The organism is Streptomyces sp. NPDC015345, from assembly GCF_043078805.1.
Classification (GTDB): Bacteria; Actinomycetota; Actinomycetes; order Streptomycetales; family Streptomycetaceae; genus Streptomyces.
Window position 1 is genome coordinate 154,752 of record NZ_JBIBTX010000010.1, and the last position, 22,612, is coordinate 177,363.

Annotated in this window: 21 protein-coding genes; 7 read left to right on the forward strand and 14 right to left on the reverse strand. The window is 71.7% G+C overall.

Annotated features, from left to right (window positions below; translation table 11 throughout):
- Positions 1-11: 11 nt before the first annotated feature.
- Positions 12-911 (forward strand): endonuclease/exonuclease/phosphatase family protein, encoded by a 900-nt coding sequence (locus ACF062_RS33630; protein WP_392143375.1) that lies wholly within the window; start codon positions 12-14, stop codon positions 909-911.
- A gap of 59 nt (positions 912-970) precedes the next feature.
- Here the strand turns inward: ACF062_RS33630 and ACF062_RS33635 are convergent, their stop codons facing one another.
- From ACF062_RS33635 to ACF062_RS33650, 4 genes are all read right to left on the reverse strand, one after another.
- The gene (locus ACF062_RS33635; protein WP_223773287.1) at positions 971-1,933 is read right to left on the reverse strand and encodes an electron transfer flavoprotein subunit alpha/FixB family protein; all 963 of its coding nucleotides are present in this window, start codon (positions 1,931-1,933) and stop codon (positions 971-973) included.
- A gap of 60 nt (positions 1,934-1,993) precedes the next feature.
- The gene (locus ACF062_RS33640) at positions 1,994-2,779 is read right to left on the reverse strand and encodes an electron transfer flavoprotein subunit beta/FixA family protein (protein WP_356576285.1); all 786 of its coding nucleotides are present in this window, start codon (positions 2,777-2,779) and stop codon (positions 1,994-1,996) included.
- Between the two features lie 229 nt (positions 2,780-3,008).
- Positions 3,009-3,518, reverse strand: coding sequence for a flavin reductase family protein (locus ACF062_RS33645; protein ID WP_392143376.1), 510 nt, complete (start codon positions 3,516-3,518; stop codon positions 3,009-3,011).
- 172 nt (positions 3,519-3,690) lie between these two features.
- The gene (locus ACF062_RS33650; protein ID WP_392143516.1) at positions 3,691-4,044 is read right to left on the reverse strand and encodes a thioredoxin family protein; all 354 of its coding nucleotides are present in this window, start codon (positions 4,042-4,044) and stop codon (positions 3,691-3,693) included.
- A gap of 198 nt (positions 4,045-4,242) precedes the next feature.
- On the opposite strand from ACF062_RS33650, the gene ACF062_RS33655 reads away from it, so the two are divergent.
- Positions 4,243-4,971 carry a lysophospholipid acyltransferase family protein gene (locus ACF062_RS33655; protein ID WP_223773290.1) on the forward strand — a complete coding sequence of 243 codons (729 nt, stop codon included), beginning with the start codon at positions 4,243-4,245 and terminating at the stop codon, positions 4,969-4,971.
- Positions 4,972-4,984: 13 nt separating this feature from the next.
- Here ACF062_RS33655 and ACF062_RS33660 read toward each other — a convergent pair whose 3' ends face one another.
- The 8 genes from ACF062_RS33660 to ACF062_RS33695 form a co-directional block, all read right to left on the reverse strand.
- A complete protein-coding gene (locus ACF062_RS33660) occupies positions 4,985-5,680 on the reverse strand; it encodes a B3/4 domain-containing protein (RefSeq protein ID WP_392143377.1) in 696 nt (231 codons plus the stop codon).
- Positions 5,681-5,706: 26 nt separating this feature from the next.
- Entirely contained in the window at positions 5,707-6,300 is a 594-nt protein-coding gene (locus ACF062_RS33665; protein ID WP_392143378.1) for a transglutaminase domain-containing protein, read from the reverse strand.
- Between the two features lie 96 nt (positions 6,301-6,396).
- Positions 6,397-7,467 carry a threonine aldolase family protein gene (locus ACF062_RS33670; protein WP_392143517.1) on the reverse strand — a complete coding sequence of 357 codons (1,071 nt, stop codon included), beginning with the start codon at positions 7,465-7,467 and terminating at the stop codon, positions 6,397-6,399.
- Between the two features lie 20 nt (positions 7,468-7,487).
- Entirely contained in the window at positions 7,488-8,228 is a 741-nt protein-coding gene (locus ACF062_RS33675) for an SDR family NAD(P)-dependent oxidoreductase (RefSeq protein ID WP_392143379.1), read from the reverse strand.
- 26 nt (positions 8,229-8,254) lie between these two features.
- The gene (locus ACF062_RS33680) at positions 8,255-9,658 is read right to left on the reverse strand and encodes a DUF6421 family protein (RefSeq protein WP_392143380.1); all 1,404 of its coding nucleotides are present in this window, start codon (positions 9,656-9,658) and stop codon (positions 8,255-8,257) included.
- A gap of 81 nt (positions 9,659-9,739) precedes the next feature.
- Positions 9,740-10,816 carry an alpha/beta hydrolase gene (locus ACF062_RS33685; RefSeq protein ID WP_392143381.1) on the reverse strand — a complete coding sequence of 359 codons (1,077 nt, stop codon included), beginning with the start codon at positions 10,814-10,816 and terminating at the stop codon, positions 9,740-9,742.
- A 175-nt stretch (positions 10,817-10,991) separates the two neighbouring features.
- Positions 10,992-12,128, reverse strand: a complete 1,137-nt coding sequence (locus ACF062_RS33690) for an LLM class flavin-dependent oxidoreductase (protein WP_392143382.1) — start codon at positions 12,126-12,128, stop codon at positions 10,992-10,994.
- Positions 12,129-12,316: 188 nt separating this feature from the next.
- Positions 12,317-12,697, reverse strand: coding sequence for an ATP-binding protein (locus tag ACF062_RS33695; RefSeq protein WP_392143383.1), 381 nt, complete (start codon positions 12,695-12,697; stop codon positions 12,317-12,319).
- A 258-nt stretch (positions 12,698-12,955) separates the two neighbouring features.
- Here ACF062_RS33695 and ACF062_RS33700 point away from each other — a divergent pair, with 258 nt between their 5' ends.
- Positions 12,956-13,801, forward strand: coding sequence for an RNA polymerase sigma factor SigF (locus tag ACF062_RS33700; RefSeq protein ID WP_392143384.1), 846 nt, complete (start codon positions 12,956-12,958; stop codon positions 13,799-13,801).
- Positions 13,802-14,190: 389 nt separating this feature from the next.
- Here ACF062_RS33700 and ACF062_RS33705 read toward each other — a convergent pair whose 3' ends face one another.
- Complete coding sequence (locus ACF062_RS33705; RefSeq protein ID WP_392143385.1) at positions 14,191-14,733, reverse strand: FABP family protein; 543 nt, start codon at positions 14,731-14,733, stop codon at positions 14,191-14,193.
- A 161-nt stretch (positions 14,734-14,894) separates the two neighbouring features.
- On the opposite strand from ACF062_RS33705, the gene ACF062_RS33710 reads away from it, so the two are divergent.
- Positions 14,895-15,710, forward strand: a complete 816-nt coding sequence (locus tag ACF062_RS33710; protein ID WP_392143386.1) for an SAM-dependent methyltransferase — start codon at positions 14,895-14,897, stop codon at positions 15,708-15,710.
- A 144-nt stretch (positions 15,711-15,854) separates the two neighbouring features.
- The gene (locus tag ACF062_RS33715; RefSeq protein WP_392143387.1) at positions 15,855-16,364 is read left to right on the forward strand and encodes a hemerythrin domain-containing protein; all 510 of its coding nucleotides are present in this window, start codon (positions 15,855-15,857) and stop codon (positions 16,362-16,364) included.
- A 127-nt stretch (positions 16,365-16,491) separates the two neighbouring features.
- Here the strand turns inward: ACF062_RS33715 and ACF062_RS33720 are convergent, their stop codons facing one another.
- Complete coding sequence (locus ACF062_RS33720) at positions 16,492-16,887, reverse strand: STAS domain-containing protein (protein ID WP_223773302.1); 396 nt, start codon at positions 16,885-16,887, stop codon at positions 16,492-16,494.
- A 329-nt stretch (positions 16,888-17,216) separates the two neighbouring features.
- Between ACF062_RS33720 and ACF062_RS33725 the strand changes: the two genes are divergently transcribed.
- Both ACF062_RS33725 and ACF062_RS33730 read left to right on the forward strand, forming a co-directional pair.
- On the forward strand, positions 17,217-20,420 hold the full coding sequence (locus tag ACF062_RS33725; RefSeq protein ID WP_392143388.1) for an NACHT domain-containing protein: 3,204 nt from the start codon (positions 17,217-17,219) through the stop codon (positions 20,418-20,420).
- Positions 20,421-20,515: 95 nt separating this feature from the next.
- Positions 20,516-22,606 (forward strand): ATP-binding protein, encoded by a 2,091-nt coding sequence (locus ACF062_RS33730; protein ID WP_392143389.1) that lies wholly within the window; start codon positions 20,516-20,518, stop codon positions 22,604-22,606.
- Positions 22,607-22,612 lie beyond the last annotated feature (6 nt).

Consider the following 22,612-nt stretch of genomic DNA (forward strand, 5'->3'; position numbering starts at 1 on the left):
AAGGAGCTTGTGTGCCGATCGACTCCCCCTTCACGCGCCGTTCCGTCCTGCGGACCGCGCTCGCCGCCGCCGTGGCGCTCCCCCTGTCCGGCACTGCGCTGTCCGGCGGCCCGGCACAGGCCGCCGGGGCGCCGGAAGCGCGCCTGGAGGTCATGTCGTACAACGTCCGCTACGCGAGCAACAGGCCACCGCACACCTGGCCCGAACGCCGCCCGGCCATGAAGGAGATGCTCCTGCGCGCACAGCCGCACATCATCGGCACCCAAGAGGGCCTCTACTACCAGTTGCAGGACATCGAGAGCGACCTCGGCGCGAACTACGACTGGGTCGGCACGGGGGTCGGCGGCGGCAGCCGAGACGAATTCATGGCCATCTTTTACGACAACCGCCGACTGTTCCCGCTCGAATACGAACACTTCTGGCTCTCGGACACCCCATACACCATCGCTTCGAACACCTGGGGCGCCAACTCGCCCCGCATGGCGTCCTGGGTGCGCTTCCTCGACCTGATCACGAACACCCAGCTGTACGTCCTCAACACGCACTTCGACCACGTCAGCCAGAACGCGCGCGAGCGTTCGGCGGCCCTCATGGTCGAGCGCATCGCCCTGATGAAGACGACCACCCCGCTCATCGTGACGGGCGACTTCAACGCCACGGCGCACGACAGCACCGTCTACACCACGATGCTGGGCGCCGGTCTCGTCGACACCTGGGACGTCGCCCAGGAACGCGGCCCGGCGTACGGCACGTTCGGCGGTTACAAGCCGCCCGTCGTGGGCGGCGGCCGCATCGACTGGGTCCTGACGAGGCCGTCGGCGACGGTCCATAGGGCGTCGATGAACACGTTCTCGCTCGGCGGGCAGTACCCGAGCGACCACTGGGCCGTGCAGGCGACGTTGACGCTGTGACGCGGCGAGGCCCCCGCTCCGCGGGCGCGGGGCGAGGGCCTCGTACGGGCGCTACAGGCTCAGCCCTTGCGGGACTTGACCTCTTCGGTGAGGGCCGGGACGACCTCGAAGAGGTCGCCGACCACGCCGTAGTCGACCAGGTCGAAGATCGGGGCCTCGGCGTCCTTGTTGATGGCGACGATGGTCTTCGAGGTCTGCATGCCCGCGCGGTGCTGGATCGCGCCGGAGATGCCCGAGGCGATGTACAGCTGCGGGGAGACCGACTTACCGGTCTGGCCCACCTGGTTGGAGTGCGGGTACCAGCCGGCGTCGACCGCGGCGCGCGAGGCGCCGACGGCGGCACCGAGCGAGTCGGCGAGGGCCTCGATGATCGCGAAGTTCTCGGCGCCGTTGACGCCGCGGCCGCCGGAGACCACGATCGCGGCCTCGGTCAGCTCGGGGCGGCCCGTCGACTCACGCGGGGTGCGCGAGACGACCTTGGTGCCGGTGGCCTGCTCGGAGAAGGAGACCGAGAGGGCCTCGACGGTGCCCGCGGCCGGGGCGGCCTCCACGGCGGCCGAGTTCGGCTTGACCGTGATGACCGGGGTGCCCTGCGTGATGCGGGACTTGGTGGTGTACGACGCCGCGAACGCGGACTGCGTGGCCACCGGGCCCTCGTCGCCGGCCTCCAGGTCGACGGCGTCGGTGATGATGCCGGACTTGATGCGGACCGCGAGACGGGCCGCGATCTCCTTGGCCTCGGCGGAGGAGGGCAGCAGCACGGCCGCCGGGGAGACGGCGTCGTACGCGGCCTGGAGCGCGTCCACCTTCGGTACGACGAGGTAGTCGGCGAACTCGGGGGCGTCGGCGGTGAGCACCTTCACCGCGCCGTGCTCGGCGAGCGTGGCGGCGGTGTCGGCGGCGCCGTTGCCCAGCGCGACGGCGACGGGCTCGCCGACGCGGCGGGCCAGGGTCAGCAGCTCAAGGGTGGGCTTGCGGACGGCACCGTCCACGTGGTCGACGTAGACGAGAACTTCAGCCATGGGACTTCAATCTCCTGCGAGTGCGAAGAATCTGGGGGCGGTGGGAAAGGTGACCGAAGCTCAGATGAACTTCTGGCCCGCGAGGAACTCCGCGAGCTGCTTGCCGCCCTCGCCCTCGTCCTTGACGATCGTGCCGGCGGTGCGCGCCGGACGCTCGGTGGCGGAGTCGACCTTGGTCCAGGCGCCCGCGAGGCCGACCTCGTCGGCGTCGATGTCCAGGTCGTCCAGCTCCAGGGCCTCCACCGGCTTCTTCTTGGCGGCCATGATGCCCTTGAAGGACGGGTAGCGAGCCTCGCCCGACTGGTCCGTCACGGACACGACGGCCGGCAGGGAGGCCTCCAGCTGCTCCGAGGCGGCGTCGCCGTCCCGGCGGCCCTTCACGGTGCCGTCCTCGACGGAGACCTCGGAGAGCAGCGTGACCTGCGGGACGCCCAGGCGCTCGGCGAGGATCGCCGGCAGCACGCCCATGACGCCGTCCGTCGACGCCATGCCGCAGATGACCAGGTCGTAGCCGGTCTTCTCGATGGCCTTGGCGAGCACCAGCGAGGTGCCCATGACGTCGGAGCCGTGCAGGTCGTCGTCCTCGACGTGGACGGCCTTGTCGGCGCCCATGGAGAGCGCCTTGCGCAGCGCGTCCTTGGCGTCCTCGGGGCCGACGGTCAGCACGGTGATCTCCGCGTCGTCCGCTTCGTCGGCGATCTGGAGCGCCTGCTCGACCGCGTACTCGTCCAGCTCCGACAGCAGGCCGTCGACGTCGTCGCGGTCGACGGTCAGGTCATCGGCGAAGTGCCGGTCGCCGGTGGCGTCGGGCACGTACTTCACACAGACAACGATCCTCAAGCTCACGCCGGCTCTCCTACTGCATCGTCTTTACTGGGCTGCTGCCTCGGCTTGGCTACTGCCTTCTTGCAGGCAGCATAGGCGCCTGAAGCGGCGGATCACGGTCGGGGCGGGCCGCGCTCCGAACGAAATATTACTCATGAGTACACCCAGTTCATTCCCGCTGAGCAAGCGCTTTGAACTGTGACCTTCCCAACGCTCCGTAACCGCGCGAAGTGCCCGCTTCCGGGAACTCTCAGTCGCGCAGGGCGTTGAAGCGTCCCTGGTGGTAGAGGAGCGGGCGGCCCTCGCCCCCTCCGTCGCCGGTGACCACCTCGGCGAGCACCAGGCGGTGGTCGCCCGCGGGCACCCGCGCCACGACGCGGCAGACCAGCCAGGCGAGCGCGCCGTCGAGCACGGGCACTCCCTCGGGACCCTCGCGCCAGCTGGTGGGCGCACCGAAGCGGTCGGCGCCGCTGCGCGCGAAGGTGGCGGCCAGTTCCTGCTGGTGCTCGCCGAGTATGTGGACGCCGACGTGCGCGGCCTCGGAGACCGCGGGCCAGCTGGAGGCGCCGGTGCCGATGCCGAACGAGATCATCGGCGGGGCGGCGGAGACGGAGGTGAGCGAGGTGGCGGTGAAGCCGACGGGGCGGGAGCCGTGGGCCGCGGTGATCACGGCGACCCCCGCGGCGTGCCGTCGGAAGACCGAGCGCAGCAAGTCGGAGGTGGCGGGCGGGTGGGTGCCGAGGGCGGGCGAGGCCGTCATGGAAAGGTCCTTCTGCCGGATTCCGGGGTTACGAGCCAAGACGTCGGTGCTCAGCAGTGCGGACAGCGCGCACTGGCGTGGCGGGCGAGGTCCACGTGGACGCGCTCGTACAGAAGGAGGTCCCGGGGCATGGGAGAAGGCTCCCGACAGATGCCGTGTGCCGTCAAGTCCGTCATACGGCCTCGCCCAGCGCGGCGATCACATCGGCCTTGCGGGGCTGTCCGGCGGCGCGGCGCACCACGCGGCCCGCCGCGTCCAGGACGAGGACGGTCGGCGTCTTGAGGACGCGCAGCTCCCGTACGAGATCGAGGTGGTCCTCGGCGTCGATCTCCACGTGGGCCACGCCAGGGACCATCGCGGCCACCTCCGCGAGGACCCTGCGGGTCGCGCGGCATGGCTGGCAGAAGGCGCTGGAGAACTGCACGAGCGTCGCCCGCACCCCCAGCGCCTCGCCGATGTCCGCCGCGCCGAGCCGCCGTCCGGTGTCGCGTCCTGGCACGTACGCCTCCCGCCCTTCGGTCCTGATCCGGTCACTCCCCGGTTCAGCACCGGGGTACCCGTAAAAGATTCCGACGTGACGAGAATCTCCCGGATTGACGGCACCAAGGCTGGTCACTCGTCCGTTCTTGGGGCACGATCTGCGCAACGCCGAAAAACCTACGGCTGCGTAACCTCCCGCCGGGAGCCTTCTCTCCAGGCAGAAAATGAAGGGCCCTAGCCACCTATGGCAGAGCTTGTCTACCGTCCGGTCATCGGTGCCGCGAAAACCCTGTTCAAGGCATGGGACCTGAAGATCGACTGCAAGGGGTCGGAGAACATCCCACGCTCCGGCGGCGCGGTCCTCGTCAGCAACCACATCAGCTACCTGGACTTCATCTTCGACGGCCTCGCCGCCCTGCCGCAGAAGCGGCTGGTGCGGTTCATGGCCAAGGAATCGGTCTTCCGGCACAAGATCTCCGGGCCGCTGATGCGCGGGATGAAGCACATCCCCGTGGACCGCACGCAGGGCGAGGCGGCTTACGCGCACGCGCTGGACTCGCTGCGCTCCGGGGAGATCATCGGCGTGTTCCCGGAGGCGACGATCTCGCAGTCCTTCACGCTCAAGACCTTCAAGTCGGGCGCCGCGCGCCTGGCCCAGGAGGCCGGCGTGCCGCTCATCCCGATGGCGCTGTGGGGCACGCAGCGGCTGTGGACCAAGGGTCACCCGCGCAACTTCAAGCGCAGCCACCTGCCGATCACGATCCGGGTCGGCGAGCCGGTCGAGGCGCCCAAGGACCAGTACGCGGGCGCGATCACCCGGCGGCTGCGCGAGCGCTGCCAGGAACTCCTCGAGGCCGCGCAGCGTGCCTACCCGGTGCGCCCCAAGGGCCCGGACGACACCTGGTGGATGCCGGCGCACCTCGGCGGGACGGCGCCGACCCCCGCCGAGGTGAAGGCCGCCGAGGCCGGCTGACCGCCCGCCCCGCCTAGCGCGGCGGGTGGACGGTGATCCGCGCGCCGGGGCTGGACTTCTCCAGGAGCTCGGCCAGCTCGGCGCCCGCGGCTTCGAGCCCGGCGTCCGGGCCCATGCCCTCCAGCAGGAAGATCGCGTTCACCGACTCCTCGGTGAGGCGGGTGCGCGGCCCCTGGCGCCAGTTCCAGCGGCGGCAGGTGACGCCCTCGTCGTCGCACCACACGACCTCGCCCGCGTCCGGGTGCTCGACGATCCGCTCCCCCGCCGATGCGGTCACGAACTCCTCGGTGCCGGTGGCCCGCACCAGGCGCATACCGCCCTTGATCAGGTCCAGGTCCTCGCCGCCGACCGGGATCAGATGGGCCACGCTGATCGCGTTGTAGACGTCGACGAGGACATTGATCCGGGGCAGTCCGCCGTCCGCGAGCGCCCGCCTGGCGAGGGCCTCGGCCGAGTTGCGGGTACGTGAGGGCTTCGCGCCGAAGGCCGTGTAGGCGGCGCGCCAGGCGGCCATGTGCGGGTCCTCGTGCGGGGCCCGGCCGTCGAGACGTCCGGCCAGGCGTCGCGCCGCCTCGTCGAGGAGGGCCGAGCTGTCGTCGGTGCTGGGCCCGTTGACGAGGCCGTGCGCCTCGATGGCGACATGGGTGAAGCCGGGCGCGAGGGTGCGCACCTCGTCGGAGACGGTGAGGGTCAGGGGCGCGTGGGTCATGGGCTGCCTTGCTGCGTCGGGGCTCGTCAGAGCGCGTCGGGAAGGTTCTCCCACAGGTGCGGTCGGTCCGGGGCGTTCTTCAGGGCGCTCAGAACCGCCGGGTGCGGTGCAGCATAGAGTACCGGATAGTCCATCTCATTGGACTTGGCGTCGGGCAGGTAGGCCAGCCGCTCCCCGTCCAGGGAGAACCGCGCATCGACGCCCGGTTTGTTGCCCCGGCAGTCCTGGCGGTGCCAGCCGCCGCGGAAGCGGACGGCGACCAGGCCGTGGACGCAGTGGCCGCTCCCGGCGTCATGGGTCAGCCGCTGGTAGCAGAGCGCGGTGGGGATGTCCTCGGCTCGCAGCAGCGCGGCCAGCGCGTGGGCCTTCGCGTGGCAGATGCCGGTGCCCTGCGCCAGGACGTCCGAGGCGCGCCAGGTGACGCGCAGGTCGCCGCTGTCGGCGGAGTGCGCAATGGCGTCGCGCACGTATTCGTAGGCCGCCTGGGCGTATACGTATGAATCGGCGGCCTTCTCGGCGAGGCGTGCCGCGGTCTCGCGTACGAGCGGATGCTGATGGTCGATGGCTTCGTCGGCCGCCAAGTACGCGGACAGGTCAGGGTTTTCCTGGATCAGCTGCATGGCAGGGAGCATAGAAATGCGACCAGCCGCACGTCAATGACTTTACGACCGATCGCATATCTATGCACGCTTCCTCAGGAAATTATGCGGCCCTCGTCAGCGCGCCATCTCTTCCTTCAGCGCCGCCAGGAACCCGTCGACGTCCTCCTCGCGGGTGTCGAACGCGCACATCCAGCGCACGACGCCCGCCGCCTCGTCCCAGAAGTAGAAGCGGTACCGCTTCTGGAGGCGCTCGCTCACGTCGTGCGGCAGGCGCGCGAAGACGGCGTTGGCCTGCACCGGGTAGAGGATCTCCACGCCGTGCACGGAGCGGACGCCCTCGGCCAGGCGCTGCGCCATCTCGTTGGCGTGCCGGGCGTTGCGCAGCCACAGGTCCTTGGCGAGCAGCGCCTCCAGCTGTACGGAGACGAAGCGCATCTTCGACGCGAGCTGCATGGACATCTTGCGCAGGTGCTTCATGTGGCGCACGGCGTCCTGGTTGATGACGACGACGGCCTCGCCGAACAGCGCGCCGTTCTTGGTGCCGCCGAGCGACAGGATGTCGACGCCGACCGCGTTCGTGAACGTCCGCATGGGCACGTCGAGCGCGGCCGCCGCGTTGGCTATCCGCGAGCCGTCGAGGTGCACCTTCATGCCGAGCTGGTGCGCGTGGTCGCAGATCGCGCGGATCTCGTCCGGTGTGTACAGCGTGCCCAGCTCGGTGTTCTGCGCGATCGAGACGACCTGCGGCATCGCACGGTGCTCGTCGTCCCAGCCGAACGCCTGCTTGTCGATCAGCTCGGGCGTGAGCTTGCCGTCGGGCGTGGGCACCGTGAGCAGCTTGAGGCCGGCCATGCGCTCGGGCGCGCCGCCCTCGTCCACGTTGATGTGCGCGGACTCGGCGCAGATCACCGCGCCCCAGCGGTCGGCGACCGCCTGGAGCGCGACGACGTTGGCCCCCGTGCCGTTGAACACCGGGAAGGCCTCGGCGGTCGGGCCGAAGTGGCCGCGGATCACCTGCTGGAGGTTGGCGGTGTAGTCGTCCTCGCCGTACGCGATCTGGTGGCCGCCGTTGGCGAGCGCCAGGGCGGCCATGACCTCGGGGTGCGCGCCCGCGTAGTTGTCGCTGGCGAAACCGCGCACGTCCGGGTCGTGACGGCGCCGGGCGTCGGTCTTCGGCGGGTTCACGGCGTCTTTGGCGGCAGCGGTCACGGCTTCTCGGTCAGCCACAGGCGGTTTCCGTTCACTTCCCCGGCGGGCCTCTCCCAGACGTCGGCGATGGCCTCGGCCAGCTCCTTGACGTCCGTGAAGCCCGCGAACTTCGCGGTGGGCCGCTCCGCGCGCATCGCGTCGTGGACCAGCGCCTTGACCACCAGGATGGCAGCCGCCGCGCGCGGCCCCGCCTCGCCCCCCGCCTTGCGGAAGGCGTCGGCGAGGGCGAGCGTCCAGGCCTCGGCGGCCGCCTTGGCGGCTCCGTACGCCGCGTTGCCCGCGGTGGGCTTGGCCGCGCCCACCGCGCTGATCAGGAGATAGCGGCCCCGGTCGCTGCGGCGCAGACCGTCCTCGAAGGCGAGGGAGGTGTGCTGCACGGTGCGGATCAGGAGCTTCTCCAGGAAGTCCCAGTCGGCGAGGTCGGTCTCGGCGAAGCTCTTGCTGCCGCGCCAGCCGCCGACGAGGTGGACCAGGCCGTCGATCCGCCCGAACTCCTTCTCCGTGCGCGTCGCCCAGTCCCGGGTGGCGTCCAGGTCGAGGAGGTCGACGGTGTCACCGACGACGGTGGCGCCGCCGTGGGCGTACCGGGCGGCGTCCACGGCCTCGTGCAGGCGCAGCGGGTCGGCGTCCGACGCCACGACCGTGGCGCCCGCCTCGGCCAGCCTCAGCAGCGTGGCCCGTCCGGCGGGCCCGCCGGCTCCGGCCACCGCGACGACGGCTCCATCGAGTGCGGACATGGTCCTCGCCTCCTCCTGGCGGCCGCTCACGCGGCGACCTTCTCGGCGTCCGCGGAAGCGGTGATCCCCTTGGTGGAGGCGATCACGTTCTTCAGCTTCTTGGAGAGCGCCTCATAGAACATGCTGAGCGGAAACTCGTCCGGAAGCACCTCGTCGACGAGCTTGCGCGGCGGCAGCGAGGTGTCCAGGGCGTCCGGGCCCTTGGCCCAGCGCGATCCGGGGTGCGGGGCGAGGTAGGTGGACACCAGGTCGTAGGCGGCGAACCAGTGGACGAGCTTCGGGCGGTCGATGCCGGCCCGGTAGAGCTCCTCGATCTCGCCGCACAGCTGGTTGGTGACCTTCGGCGCGCGCTCCCAGTCGATCGTGAGCTTGTTGTCGGTCCAGCGGACCACGTCGTGCTTGTGGAGGTAGGCGAAGAGGAGCTGGCCGCCGAGCCCGTCGTAGTTGCGCGTGCGGTCCCCCGTGACGGGGAAGCGGAACATGCGGTCGAAGAGGACGGCGTACTGGACGTCGCGGCCGTGCCGGTTGCCCTCGGCCTCCAGCTTCACGGCCTCCTTGAAGGCGGTGAGGTCACAGCGCAGCTCTTCGAGGCCGTACATCCAGAACGGCTGGCGCTGCTTGATCATGAAGGGGTCGAACGGCAGGTCACCGTGGCTGTGGGTGCGGTCGTGGACCATGTCCCACAGGACGAACGCCTGCTGGCAGCGGTCCTGGTCGCCGACCATCTCGCGGATGTCGTCGGGCAGTTCGAGCCCGAGGATGTCCACGGCGGCCTCGGTGACACGCCGGAAGCGGGCCGCCTCGCGGTCGCAGAAGATGCCGCCCCAGGAGAAGCGCTCGGGAGCCTCGCGCACGGCGATCGTCTCGGGGAAGAGCACGGCCGAGTTGGTGTCGTACCCGGCGGTGAAGTCCTCGAAGGTGATGCCGCAGAACAGCGGGTTGTCGTAGCGCGTGCGCTCCAGCTCGGCCAGCCACCCGGGCCAGACCATGCGCAGTACGACCGCTTCGAGGTTGCGGTCGGGGTTGCCGTTCTGCGTGTACATCGGGAAGACGACCAGGTGCTGGAGGCCGTCCCGGCGGTCCGCCGCGGGCTGGAAGGCGAGCAGCGAGTCCAGGAAGTCGGGCACCTGGAAGCCGTCGTCCGCCCAGCGGCGCAGGTCCGCGACGAGGGCGCGGTGGTACGCGGCGTCGTGCGGCAGCAGCGGGGCGAGCTCCTCGACCGCCGAGATCACACGGTTCACGGCGAGTTCGGCCACGGCCTTCGCCGGGGCGCCCTCCGCCGCGAAGTCGATGGAACCGTCCTTCGACTGCCAGGGCCTGATCTCCTCCACGGCCTCCTTGAGCACCGGCCACGCCGGGTGGTCCACCACCCGCTCTGCAACGGACGGAACCGTACCCTCCGTACCCGCCTGCACAAGAATTTCCGTCATGTCCCACCTTCCACGGGAGAACCTCGCGTATGGACACCGTATGCGTGCAAGGTTCTCCGCGACAAGGGGAGCCTCCGGAAACTATCCTGCGGCACCCCCTCCTTCACCGCTGTTTTTCCTGCCCTTCACGGTTGCGGCGATCGCTTCTGCCACGCCGGTCAGCGCTTCGTCCGCGTCGGCGAGCTGGGCGGGGAAGCCGAGGAAGCCGTGGAACATCCCCGGCCAGTGACGGCCCGTCACGGGTACGCCTGCCGCGCGCAGCCGCCGCGCGTAGGCGAGACCCTCGTCACGGAGGGGGTCGCAGCCCGCGGTGACGAGGTACGCGGGCGGCAGCCCGGTGAGGTCGGCCGCTCGCAGCGGTGAGGCGAGGGGGTGGCTGCCGTCGCCGTCCGGGCCCAGGTACTGCTGCCAGAACCAGCGCATGTGCGCGGCGGTCAGGAAGCAGCCGGTGGCGTTCTCGCGGTAGGACGCGGTGTTCTGGGCGGCGTCGAGCACGGGGTAGAGGAGCACTTGCAGCGCGATGTCCGGGCCGCCCGCCTCGCGGGCCTTGAGCGCCACGGCCGTGGCGAGCCCTCCGCCGCTGCTGTCCCCCGCGGTGACCAGCGCGCCTGGATCTCCGCCGAGCGCGTGGATCTCGGCGGCGGCCCAGCGCAGCGCCGCGTAGGCGTCGTCGACGGCCGCGGGGAAGCGGTGCTCGGGTGCGAGGCGGTATCCGACGGAGACGACCACGGCGCCGGCTCTCGCGGCCAGCCCGCGGGCGGTGGCGTCGTGGCTGTCGAGACCGCAGAGGGTGTAGCCCCCGCCGTGGAAGAAGAGGACGGTGGGGCGGAGGTGAGGGTGAGGGTGCCGGCTCTGCCCCTCATCCTCACTCCTGGCGTGGGCCGTCTCCCGGTGCACCGGGTCATACACACGTACGGGAATCTCCGACGCGCCGGAAGCCGCCGGTGGCCCCGGGATCGTGCGGTCCACCACGGCCCCGACGACGGGGAGCGGCTTCCGGGAGCCGGGTGCGGCGGTCGCGAGGACGCGGCGGGCCTCGGCGGCGTCCGTGACGGCACCGCCGAGGTCGGGGAAGGCGGCACTGAGGGCGGCCACCAAGGGGCGCGCGGCGGAGCCCAGGCGGGAGGCGGCACCGCAGGCCGGGTCGACCGGCGTCACGGGGTCGCCCCGCCCCGGGCACGGAAATGCGGGATGACCCTCTCGCCCCACTGCCGCAGCGTCTCCAGGCACACCGCTGTGGCACCGTGCCCGCCCGGATGAGGACAGCCACCAACGGGCGCGGCGAAACCCGCGCCCGTGGCCGCGGCGCAGGGCGCCGGTGGGACTACCGGCGTCACGGCGCTGCCGCTTCCTGGGCACGGAAATGCGGGATGACCCTCTCGCCCCACTGCCGCAACGTCTCCAGGCACGCCTCCTGCGGGACCGTGCCCATCTGGATGAGGCACATGATCTCGTCGGCCCCGGCGTCGCGCAGCCGCTCGACGTAGGCGATGGCGTCGTCCGCGGTGCCGTACGCGTGGTCGGCGTTGAACGTGGCGGTCGAGCTCGGACGTACCGGAATGTTGTGTTCGTGGAGGCGGGCGACGACCTGCTCGGCGGCCTCGCGCATCCGGGCCGCCTCGTCGACGCCCTCGACGACCGCCTCGTCGGGGACGCCCGCGCCGCCGTACCAGTGCCCGATGGACTGGGCGAAGAACCGCTGACCCCGGATGCCGACGCGGCGCGCCGTCCCCCGGTCGTCGAGCACGATCGTCGGGCAGAGCACGGAGAAGTGGTCGTTGACGACGCTCGACACCAGGCGCGCGCCGGTGCGGGCCTCGATCGCGGCGTCGTACGCCTGACGCATCCCGGCGATCGCCCCGGGCCCCGCGAAGCCCATCACCAACGCCCCGATGCCGAGTTCGGCGGCCTGGGTCAGCGTCTCGGTCCTGCTGCACGCGAGGAAGAGCGGCGGATGCGGGGTCTGCTTCGGGCGCGGCAGGATCGGATGCGGGCCGATGTCGAGAAGCTCCCCGTGGTGCTCCAGCTCGTCCTTCTCCCAGGCCTTGCCGATGATGCGCAGGGCCTCCTCGACCTCCTGGGCCGTGCGTTCCTTGTCGACGCCGCACAGCGAGGTCTCCTGCTCGGTGCCGCCCCGCCCGGCCCCCAGGTCGAGCCGGCCGCCGGAGAGCAGGTCCAGCATCGCGGCGCGCTCGGCGACCCGTGCCGGATGGTTGAAGTTGAACGGCATGCAGACCACGCCGTGCCCGATCCTGATCGTGCTGGTGCGCGCGGCGACCCAGGCCAGGAAGATCTCCGGGGCGCTCATGTGCGCGTACCACTTGAGGGAGTGGTGCTCGACCGCCCAGACGCGGTCGAACCCCATCTCCTCGGCGAGCACGGCCTGCTCGACGCTGTCGTGGATGACCTGGTGCTCACGCTCGACGGTCGGGTCGGCGAGTTGCGCCTCGAAGATGACGGAGAACTTCACGTGCCCTCCAGGGAGTCGTGCCGCTGCGGCATGGCCCGCGTCTCGGGCCCGCACTGCGAACACCCATCACTTCTAACAGCCATATGACTAACCGTCAGATGCGGAAGTGGCAAGGCTTCGCGCAGGCTTTTCCCTGTGAGGGCGGGCGGGCCGGCTGGGGCTCGCGTCGCGCTCCGGTCGGCCCCGGATCAGCCGCGGGGCAGGTCCGCCCGGACGGTCTTGCCCTGAGGGCCCGTGCTCACGTGGACCGCGAGGGCGAGGCTGCGTACCATCGGCCAGCCGAAGCCGCCGGTGCCTCCCGCCAGATCGGGCGTCCGCTCGCGCGGCGGCCGGGGGTCGGCGTCGGTGACGGCGACCGTGATGGCGTCCCGACGCGCCACCAGACGCAGCGAGCAGGAGTCGCCGCGTGCGTGGCGTACGGAATTGGTGACGAGTTCGGACACGGTGAGTTCGACGCTGGCGGCGGCCTGTTCATCCAGGGCGGGACTGAGTCCGTTCAGGAAGGCACGAGCGAATTCCCGGGCCTGTGGGACGACTTCCGGCCTTTTGTCGAAGACTGTTCGGTCCAAGGGTTTGACACTGTGCCGCGAATGATGCGTCCTCATACGCCCCTCCTTGATCAGGGGTGGACTGTACGGATCAGGGGTGGTCTGTACGAAAGGGTCTCTTGCCCCCGAACCCGACGTCTTAACGTCCTCCCGCCGAGCCGTGTGGTCAGCGTCACGGAACATCCTTATGTCGGGACGGACATGAAGTATTTGAGGAGGGGTAGTCGCTGGCTCACCGGCCCACAGGGGACGAGGGGGCCGGTGGACAGGGAGGTAGACATGACGATGGCCACTGGAACCCAGACGGACACCGGCATCAAGGAACTGCCGGAGGTGGTGGATCCGCAGGCGGTGACGCCCAAGGACTCCCGTGCCTTGTCCCAGTTGTTCTTCGATCAGCTCGCGGTATTGGAGGAGGGCACGGCCCAATACCAGTACGTGCGCAACACCCTGATCGAATTGAACATGTCGCTCGTGCGTTACGCGGCAGGCCGTTTCCGCAACCGCGGCGACGACATGGAGGACATCGTCCAGGTCGGAATGATCGGCCTGATCAAGGCCATCGACCGGTTCGAGCTCTCCCGCGAGGTGCAATTCGCGACGTTCGCGGTGCCCTATATCGTCGGTGAGATCAAGCGTTTCTTCCGTGACACGTCCTGGGCGGTCCATGTGCCGCGCCGCCTCCAGGAGGCCCGGGTCGAGCTCGCCAAGGCCACCGAGGAACTCAGCAGCCGGCTCGGCCGCTCCCCCACGGTGGACGAGCTGGCCGCGCTGATGAATCTGACTCCCGAGGAAGTCATCGAGGCTCGGCTGGCCTCCAACGGCTACAACTCCTCCTCCCTCGACGCCGTCCTGCACGGCGACCCCACCGATGAGACGCCCCTGGCCGACTTCATCGGCGAGGAGGACCCCTCCCTGGAACTCGTCGAGGACTTCCATTCGCTCGCTCCCCTGATCGCCGAGCTGCCCGAGCGTGACCGGGAGATCCTGCATCTGCGTTTCGTGGAGGAGCTGACCCAGTCGCAGATCGGCGAGCGTCTCGGCGTGTCCCAGATGCAGATCTCCCGCCTGCTCTCCCGCACCCTGGCGACCCTGCGCAAGGGGATGGTCCCCGCCGACGCCTGACCAGCCGCGCGTCAGCGGCACGCGTACGTCGGCCGGCATCCCGCGCGCCACAGGTCGTCCCCTGCCTGGCGCCCCCCGCGACGGCCGAGCCCACGGGCTCTTGCCACCGTCCTGGGCGGGATGCCCCGCCGAACAACGTGCTGAGCGGGCTCGCCGTCGGCCCGGCCCTGCCGCCCGACCGATCGAACGCCTGATGCCGGCACGGACCCCGAGATCGCCGCGTACCCCGCCGGACGCGGCGATCTCGGCCGTGCGCGGGCCCTTGCGCTCGCCGCGCGCTCAGCAGACGGCGCCGTCCCGTCACGTACGAGAGCCGACTGACCGCCGCAGGCATCGACCCGGCGGCGCGGCCTGACGCCACCCCCGCCCTGCTGGACGCGGCGGAGCCGTCACCCTTCGCGGTGCAAGAGCGCCGAGAGGTGGTGCCGCAGTGGCTGGCCCACGGCCGCGAGGTCGTGGACGAAGGTGAGGGTGCCGGGGTCGGTGAGGGTGTAGCGGCGGCGGGTGGCGTCGACCTTCTTCGCGGTGGGCGCGAGGGCCACCTCGTGGGTGGCGAGGTCCACCGTGTCGCCGTCCGCGTGGCCGACCGCGATCTCCGCGATACCGGTGGGCTGGGTGATCAGTGCCTCCACCCGGCCGTCGGCCTGGAGCCGCCACCAGCCGCTCTCGCGGGCCGAGGGCCGCAGCGGCCGGCCGTCGGCGTCGACCAGCCAGGCCCGGGCCTCGTAGTGGAGGAAGGGGCGGCCGTCGTGGCTGAAGGTGACCTCCTGCGCGTACGCGAAGTCCGCGTCGAGCGTCGGATATTCGCCTCGGCCCCGGCCGTGCCAGGCGCCGAGGAGGCCGAGCACGGGCGTGAGCAGGGCGTGCGGGGCGGGCGCCTCGTCCGGGCGGTGGGCGTCGGGGTAGGGGTGCTGCGGTGCGCGGTCTGACACGGTGCGTGCTCCTGAGCTCGGGTCGGCTGCCGGGGTGCAGCCTAGACGCGGGTCGCCCGCACTCCTGCCGGGGAAGCCGAACCGCCGTACACCAGGGTGCCGTTGGGCCGTAGGTTGTGCGGCGAACGGTTCACACTTCGGCTGAGACGGCGGACGTACCCATGACCGACCAAGCGGCGGCGCCTGGACCGGCGGCGCACCAGAAGATCGACACATCGGTGCCGCACTCGGCCCGGATCTGGAACTACTGGCTGGGCGGGAAGGACAACTACCCCGTCGACGAAGCGGCCGGCGACGCGTACAGCGCCGTCTTCCCCGGCATCGTCGCCGTGGCCCGCGGCAGCCGCGCCTTCCTGCGCCGGGCCCTGACCCATCTGGTGACCGAGGCGGGCATCCGGCAGTTCCTGGACGTCGGGACGGGCCTGCCGACCGTGGACAACACCCACGAGGTGGCCCAGCGGCTCGCCCCCGAGAGCAGGATCGTCTACGTCGACCACGACCCGATGGTCCTCGCGCACGCCCGCGCCCTGCTCACCTCCACCCCGGAGGGCGCGACCGCCTACGTCGACGCCGATCTGGCCGACCCCGACCGCATCCTGGCCTCGGCCGCCGCGACGCTGGACCTCACCCGGCCCACCGCCCTGATCCTCAGCAACATCCTGGGCCACGTCGCCGACCACGCCCGGGCGCGCTCCGTCGTCACCCACCTGATGGGAGCGCTGCCCGCCGGGAGCTACCTCTGCCTCAACGACGGTTCGCGGGGCGTCGACGCGGCGTACGAAGTCGCCCAGGACGCCTACAACGCGTCCGGCGCCGTCCCCTACTACCTGCGCCCCGTCGACGAGATCACGGCGTTCTTCGACGGTCTCGAACTCCTGGACCCCGGAGTCGTACCGGTCACGCTATGGCGGCCGGAGGCGGGCTCCCCCGCCCCGGAGCCGATCGGCGAGCACGGCGGTCTCGCCCGCAAGCCCTGACCGGTCCCCGGCGGTGGGCCGCGGGAGTGACACACGCGACGGCCGGGGCGCCGGAACTCCTGCCGGCGGAGGGAGCGCGCTACCTATCGGTACGGGGTACACGACGCAGCGAACCCCACTGTCCAGCCGAGAAGGAGCACTGTCATGGCGGCCAAGACGAACGAGGCGAAGTCGAGGGACGTCGTGGAGCTGATCCTCGACGACCATCGGCGGATGGAGGACCTGTTCCGCGAGATGCGCAGCGTGGAGGGCGACCGGGCGGCGGCCCTGCGGGAGTTCTCCGGCCTGCTCATCGCGCACGCGCTCGCCGAGGAGGCCGAGGTCTACCCCGCGCTCAAGCGCTACCGGGACATCGAGAACGACGAGGTGGAACACGGTGTCGAGGAGCACGAGGAGGGCAACAAGGCGCTCCTGGCGCTGCTGGAGGTCGACGAGGTCGGCTCCGACGACTGGGACGAAAAGCTGGAGGAGCTCGTCGAGGCGGTCACCCACCACGCCGACGAGGAGGAGCGGACGATCCTCAACGGCGCACGGGAGAACGTCGCGATGGAGCGCCGCGAGGAGCTGGGCGAGGCCTTCACCAGGGAGCGCGCGAAGCAGTTGGAGGCGGACTGCGGAAATGTCGACAACGTCCGTCGCGTCGTGAAGTCCTGAGTCCTGAAGTCGTGAGGTCCTGAAGTCGTGAAGTCCCGAAGTCGTGAGGTCCTGAAGTCGTGAGGTCCTGAGCAGGAAGCCGCGGGCGTCCCCCGCGCGGCGCCCGGAAAGGCCCGCCCCGGCCGGTTCAGGCCTGGACCGGCGGCCAGACCGGGCGCTGCGCCTGCGGCAGCACGGCCAGGGCGTGGCCGACCGTGCGATGGCTCGGGAGCAGTTCGGAGCTGCCGGTCTGCGCGAGCAGCTCCGTCAGCCGGCGGCCCGCCCCGGCCAGGAGGAGCTTGCCGTCGCGGCGGTCCAGCAGCCACCGCATGGCCAGGAGGCAGTTGAGTCCCCGCGAGTCGCAGAACGACAGGGCGGTGGTGTCCAGGACCAGGTGCCGGTGTCCCGCGTCCACGCAGGCGCCGAGCGTGCCCAGGAAGAGCGCCTCGCCGCTCTGGTCGAGTTCGCCGGTGACACGCAGCACCACGCAGTCGTCACAGCTCGCCAGCTCCGTGATGGTCAGACGATGGATCTGCGTGGACATCGGCGCCTCCGTCTCTGAGCGGCGCCACCTTACGCCTGCGACGCCCGGTGATCGGCACTCTTATGGAGGAGTGTGCCCCGCGTCTCGCGGGGCAGCGGAGCGGTACGTGTTTTCTCGGCGGGCCGGTCCATGGTCCGCTCGGCGGGCGCTCGATGGTCGATCGGCGGGTCCCACGAGGTGCGGCCCTTCTAACGCGAGCGGGCTTGCCGACTTTCCGTGGGCCGGGCCCGGCCCACGGCTAGGCTGGTCGGGTCACCACCCCACGCAGGGCGGGGGGATGGCGTGCATCGGGTTCGGACCGCGGGGGCGGAGCGGCAGCGGGAGGGTGCGTGGACGGGGGCACGGTAGGACTGCGGATCGCGTCGGCGGTGATCGCGCCGCTGCTCAAGCGGTTGCTGCTGCCCCCCGCGAAAGCGCCGGGAGCGTCGTTCCAGGAGCGGCCGATCCCGGTCAGGCGCCTCATGGCCTTCTCCCGCGAGCACCGCGCCCTCAGCGAGGACGATCTGCACAGAATCGCCCGCGAGCTGGTGCGCCGGGCGGTGCGGGCCGCCGGTCCGTACGACCCGCCGGTCGGCGCCGACGAGAAGGACGCCGTGGGGCTGGCGCTGACCCGCACCCTGCACGCGCTCGGCGACCTCGACATGGACGACGTCCAGGCCTTCGCGCTCGGGCCCGAGGAGCTGGCCGCCGAACTGTCGCGGCGGGCGGGGCCCGAGACCCGCAGGCTGCTCAGCGACGACGCCGCGCGCTTCCACGACCGGCTCCTGGAGACGGCCTGCGTACATGTGGTGCGCTTCTTCAGCGAGCAGCCGGGCTTCGCGGCGCGTACGCAGGTCGAGCAGAGCCGCGAGATCCGCGAGCAGACCGAGCGGCTCGAACGGATCCTGGAGCGCCTTCCCGACGTCTGCGCGCGGGACGCCCGGTTCGAGGAGGAGTACGCCCGGTACGTCGTCCAGTCCCACGGCAGGCTCACCATCCACGGCGTCGACCTGCGCGAGCCCGCCGACCAGGAATGGCCCCTGGAAGCGGCGTACTTGAGCCTGGAGGCCACCGCGCAGCGCGGACCGGCGGACGCGGTGCCGCTGGCGGACGGCGAGCCGGCCGAGCGTGCGGCGGCGCCGGTGGAGACCACCCTCGCCACCCATGACCGGGTCCTGCTGCGCGGCGTCGCCGGGACCGGCAAGACGACGCTCGTCCAGTGGCTCGCCCTCACCACGGCGCGCCAGGAGCGGGTGCCGGGCGCCCTGTCGCAGTTGGTGGGGCGCGTCCCGTTCGTGCTGCCGCTGCGCGCGCTGGCCCGCAAGGGCGCCGAACTGCCGATGCCCCAGGACTTCCTGCGCTGGATCGACTGCCCCCTGCTCGGCACCGAGCCGGAGGGCTGGGCCACGCGCGTGCTTCAGAACGGCCGCGCGGTGATGCTGATCGACGGGGCGGACGAGATCCCGAGGGGCGAGCGCGGCCGGGTCAAGGCGTGGCTCAAGAAGCTCCTCGCGGTCTTCCCCGGCAACCTGTGGCTGCTCACCTCGCGCCCCTCCGCCCTCGAACCGGGCTGGCTGCGGCACGAGGGCTTCCACGAGTTCACGCTCAGCGCGATGCGCCCCTCCGACATGCGGCGGTTCATCGAACGCTGGCATTCGGCGGCGGGGGCGCCCGCGCGCCTCGGCGAGTCCCTGACGCTCGCTCTGCGCAGCAGGCCCGAGCTGAGCCGCCTCGCGACCAACCCGCTGATGTGCGGGCTCATCTGCGCCCTGCACCGGGAGCGCCGCGGCTTCCTGCCCCGCGGCCGCGCCTCCCTCTACGAAGCCGCGCTCGCCATGCTCCTGGAGCGGCGCGACGTGGAGCGTGAGGTCTACGGCGGCGCCGGCGGCACACCGCAGCTGGACCAGAAGTCGGCCACCGAGCCGCTGCGGCGTCTCGCGTACTGGCTGATCCGCAACGAACGCACGCAGCTGGACAGGGCGGACGCCGTCGACGTCGTACGCCGGCTGATGCCCTCGGTGGAGCGGCTCGCGGAGATCGGCGAGGCGGAGGACGTCCTTCAGCTGCTCCTCGAGCGGTCCGGGCTGCTGCGCGAACCCGCCCACGGCGCCGTCGACTTCATCCACCGCACGTTCCAGGACTTCCTGGGCGCCCAGGCGGTGCTGGAGGAGCGGGACATGGGCATGCTGGTGAACAACGCCCACCTGGAGCAGTGGGAGGACGTGGTGCAGATGGTCGTCGCCCAGGCCCGTCATCACGAGCGCGGCGAGCTGCTCACCCGGCTGCGCGAGAGGGGCGAGCGGGAGCGGGACCCGGCCGTCCAGGCGCGGCTGCGGCTGCTCGCGCTCGCGTCCCTGGAGCAGGCCACCAGTGTCGCGCCCGCGGTGCGCGAGGCGATCGAGGGCCAGGCGGCGCGCATGGTGCCGCCGCGCAGTCTGCGCGAGGCCAGGGCCCTGGCGCAGACCGGACCGCTGCTTCTCGGCCTGCTGCCGGGCGCCGCGGAGCTGACGGGTGACGAGGAGCTGGCCACCGTCCACGCGATCTGTCAGATCGGCGGGGACGCCGCCATCCCCCGCCTCAGGGAGTTCCTGCACACGGACCAGTCCGCCGTACGCGCCCAACTCCTGCACCACTGGGACCGGTTCGACCCGGAGGTGTACGCCGAGGAGATCGTCCGGCCGCTGCTGGAGCTCGCGCCGGACGAGACCGTCACCGTCCGCTCGCGCGCGGAGCTGGACGTGCTGCGCACCATGTCCGGCTACCGGCGCGTCAGTCTGCGGGGCGACTTCACACCGGACGACATCCGTTCCGCGCTGGACGCCGGCCGGCTGCGGGAGCTCCAGCTGCGCGACATCCTCTCCCTCGACTCGCTCGACGTGCTCCGCGACTTCACCGCCCTGGAGTCGCTCGGGCTGCGCGGCTGCCGCAACGTCCAGGACCCGGGGCCGCTGACCCGGCTCCCCGCCCTGCGGCGGCTGGAGCTGCGGGACCTGCCCCGCTTCGAGCCGCTGCGGGAACTCGCCGGCTGCCCGCGGCTCGACACGCTCCTGATCGGCGCCGACGTGCCCTGGCGCGGGCTCGCCGACCTGCCGTGCCCCGAGCGGCTCCGGGTCCTTTCGCTGCCGCCGACCGCCACCCGCCTCACGGACATCGTGGCCTGCGCGGGCCTCACGGAGCTGCGGCTTCAGGAGGCGAGCGAGCGGCTGACGCCCGACTCCTGGGGTTCGCTCCTCGGTGATCTCCCCGAACTGCGCACGCTCACGCTGACCTCGGCCCAGCTGAGCCTGCTGCTGTTCGCGCCGCGTACGCGACTGCCGCAGGTCACCCGGCTGAACGTGCGCGCCGGGGCGGGTGCCTCGGTGCCGCTGCGCCGGATCTCCCTTCGGCTGCCGGGACTTGAGGAGATCCACCTCACGGAGGCGGCCGAGGTCGACCTCGGCTCGCTCGCCCCGCTGCACCGGCTGCGCAGAATCAGGCTTGACCATCCGGGTGAGGTGAGCGGAGCGGAGGCGCTCTCGGCCGACGTCGAGCTCTCCGTCTACCCACAGCCCTGATCAACGGACTGGCACCGGGCATGTGCTACGGGTAAGTTCTGTCCCCCCAGGCACGGTTGAGAAGGAGCGGTACTACGGAGGCGGGGCCCAGTCGGATGGAGAGAGCGGAAGACGTGCCGCTGTACGGCAGGGACCCGCTCCTGCGCGCGCTCGTCCCGCGGCTGACCGGCCTGAAGTACGACGAGCGCTCGCGGACGGCGCGGGAGTTCCAGCACGATCTGCCGGTGGTGCTGCTGACGGGGCGTCACGGCATGGGGCGCAGCGCCGTGCTGCGGGAGTTGGCGGCCCACTATCGGGGGCGGCTGCCCCTCGCCCACATCCGGATCGCGCCCGCGGGTGCCGCGGCCTTCTCATCGGCCGGCGCCCCGGCGTCGCAGCCGGGCGGCACCGACGCCGACGGCCACGTCACCACTGATCTGACCGGCCTCCTCACCGAGTTGGCCCGTCAGCTGGCGCCTTCTTACCGGCGCCCCTTCCCCGTCCTGCTGCCCGGCCTGTTCGCCGTCTCCAGCTGGGACCCGGGCGACGGCGCCGAGCGGGACGCGGTCTGCCTGCGCCTCGCCCGGCTGCTGATCGCCTGCCGCATGGCCGACGCGCCCGAGCAGGACGTACGCCGGGCGTGGGCCGCCGCGGTCGAGGCGCGCCTGGGGCCGGTGGGCCCACGTGCGCCCGATGCCCCCGGCGGCGGAGCCGCGAGCGTCTCCCGCGCCCTCCACGGCGAGTACGCGCACCGGCACCGCGCGGGGGCGGAGAGGGACTGGTACCGCGCGCGCTTCCCCCAACTCCCCCCGGGCACCGACCCCTTGGCGCTGCTCGGCGACTGGTACCACCAGGGCGGGGACTACCGGCGCGCGGTCGAGCGGACCCTTGTGGCGGCGCTGCGCCACGACGTGGCCGGGGCGTACGGCCGGCTCCAGCGCTGGAACCGCGAACCATGGCCGCTGGTGCTGCTGGACGACGTACACCTGCCCGCCGGGCGGCGCTTCCTCGACCTGCTCCTCGAGCACCGGGCGACGCCGGAGTCCCCCGAGCGCGAGGAACTCGTCGTCGTCGCCACCCGGCTCGGCGAACCGCCCGGCAACGACCCAAGCCCCGTCCGGCGCGAACTGCCCGACCTGGTGCGGCCCTGCGGCTGGGAGCGCCGCGGCACCGCCCCATCGGCGGGTCTGCTCACCGTGCCCCTCACACCGCTGAGCCGCGACGACGTCCTGCCGCTCCTGGAAGCCGGTTCGGCCGGCGCCCCCCTCCACCCCTACCTCGCCTCCGCCCTGCACTCGCTGACCGGTGGCCATCCCGCGGCCACGGCCATGCTCTGCTCCGCGGTGCGCGCCGCGACCCGGGCGGGGCTTGCCGTGGCGCCGCGGGACCTCCTCGAACTGCCCGCGCCGGACGGCCGTCCCGTCGCCGAGGCGCTGCTGGCGCGGTTGCTCCCGGACCGCCGCCAGCGTGACCGGCTGACCCTGCTCTCCCTGGCCAGGGACAGCGCGGCGGCCGAGGCGCTGGCGAGCCGGCTGCGTCTTGAGGGACCCGAGCAGCTGCCCGCGAACGCGGTCACCGACTACCTCGAACAGCAGCACTGGCAGCACCTCACGCCGCCCGAGAGTCCGCTGGTGACCGATCCGCTGCTCCAGAGGCTCCTGGTGCACGAAGCCCGCCGGCTGTCCCCGGGGCCCGACGACAGCCGGGGCTGGCAGGAGATCCACCGCTTCCTGCAGAACCACCACGCCCAGCGCGGTGACGAGGGCGAGGCGGACGCCCTGCGGCACATGCTCGCCGCCGGGGGCGTCGAGACGGTGGTGGCGTCGCTGGCCGAGGAGTTCCAGTCCGAACAGGACGAGCGGGGCGCGGGGCACTGGCTGCGGTGCCTGCGGTACGCGGCCACCGCTCCCACGCCGCCCGAGCGCGACTGGCAGGACGACCGGCTGCGGATCGCGCTCGGGGCGCACGACGGCCGCTACATCCATCTCGACGACACCGAGCGGTGCGTCAACCGGCTGCTGCACGCCCTGTGGTACCTCTCCGAGCCGCACACGGAGCCGGACCCCGACACGTGCACGGCCATCGAGCAGGAGCTCGCCTATCTCTCCCTGCGTCATCCTTCCTGGCGCGTCGCGCTCGGCCAGGCGGCCCGCAGATGGCCCGCCGCGGCCCGGGACAAGCGCCCCCTCCCCGTACCAGGACAGTGAGGAAGC

Excerpts from the sequence above, each read along its gene's own strand:
- ACF062_RS33645 (WP_392143376.1), bottom strand. The coding sequence starts at position 3,518 with ATGACGGCCTCGCCCGCCCTCGGCACCCACCCGCCCGCCACCTCCGAC.
- ACF062_RS33665 (WP_392143378.1), bottom strand. The coding sequence starts at position 6,300 with ATGCAGCTGATCCAGGAAAACCCTGACCTGTCCGCGTACTTGGCGGCC.
- ACF062_RS33655 (WP_223773290.1), top strand. The coding sequence starts at position 4,243 with ATGGCAGAGCTTGTCTACCGTCCGGTCATCGGTGCCGCGAAAACCCTG.
- ACF062_RS33720 (WP_223773302.1), bottom strand. The coding sequence starts at position 16,887 with ATGTCCACGCAGATCCATCGTCTGACCATCACGGAGCTGGCGAGCTGT.
- ACF062_RS33680 (WP_392143380.1), bottom strand. The coding sequence starts at position 9,658 with ATGACGGAAATTCTTGTGCAGGCGGGTACGGAGGGTACGGTTCCGTCC.
- ACF062_RS33730 (WP_392143389.1), top strand. The coding sequence starts at position 20,516 with ATGGAGAGAGCGGAAGACGTGCCGCTGTACGGCAGGGACCCGCTCCTG.
- ACF062_RS33660 (WP_392143377.1), bottom strand. The coding sequence starts at position 5,680 with ATGACCCACGCGCCCCTGACCCTCACCGTCTCCGACGAGGTGCGCACC.
- ACF062_RS33635 (WP_223773287.1), bottom strand. The coding sequence starts at position 1,933 with ATGGCTGAAGTTCTCGTCTACGTCGACCACGTGGACGGTGCCGTCCGC.
- ACF062_RS33675 (WP_392143379.1), bottom strand. The coding sequence starts at position 8,228 with ATGTCCGCACTCGATGGAGCCGTCGTCGCGGTGGCCGGAGCCGGCGGG.
- ACF062_RS33700 (WP_392143384.1), top strand. The coding sequence starts at position 12,956 with ATGACGATGGCCACTGGAACCCAGACGGACACCGGCATCAAGGAACTG.
- ACF062_RS33715 (WP_392143387.1), top strand. The coding sequence starts at position 15,855 with ATGGCGGCCAAGACGAACGAGGCGAAGTCGAGGGACGTCGTGGAGCTG.
- ACF062_RS33710 (WP_392143386.1), top strand. The coding sequence starts at position 14,895 with ATGACCGACCAAGCGGCGGCGCCTGGACCGGCGGCGCACCAGAAGATC.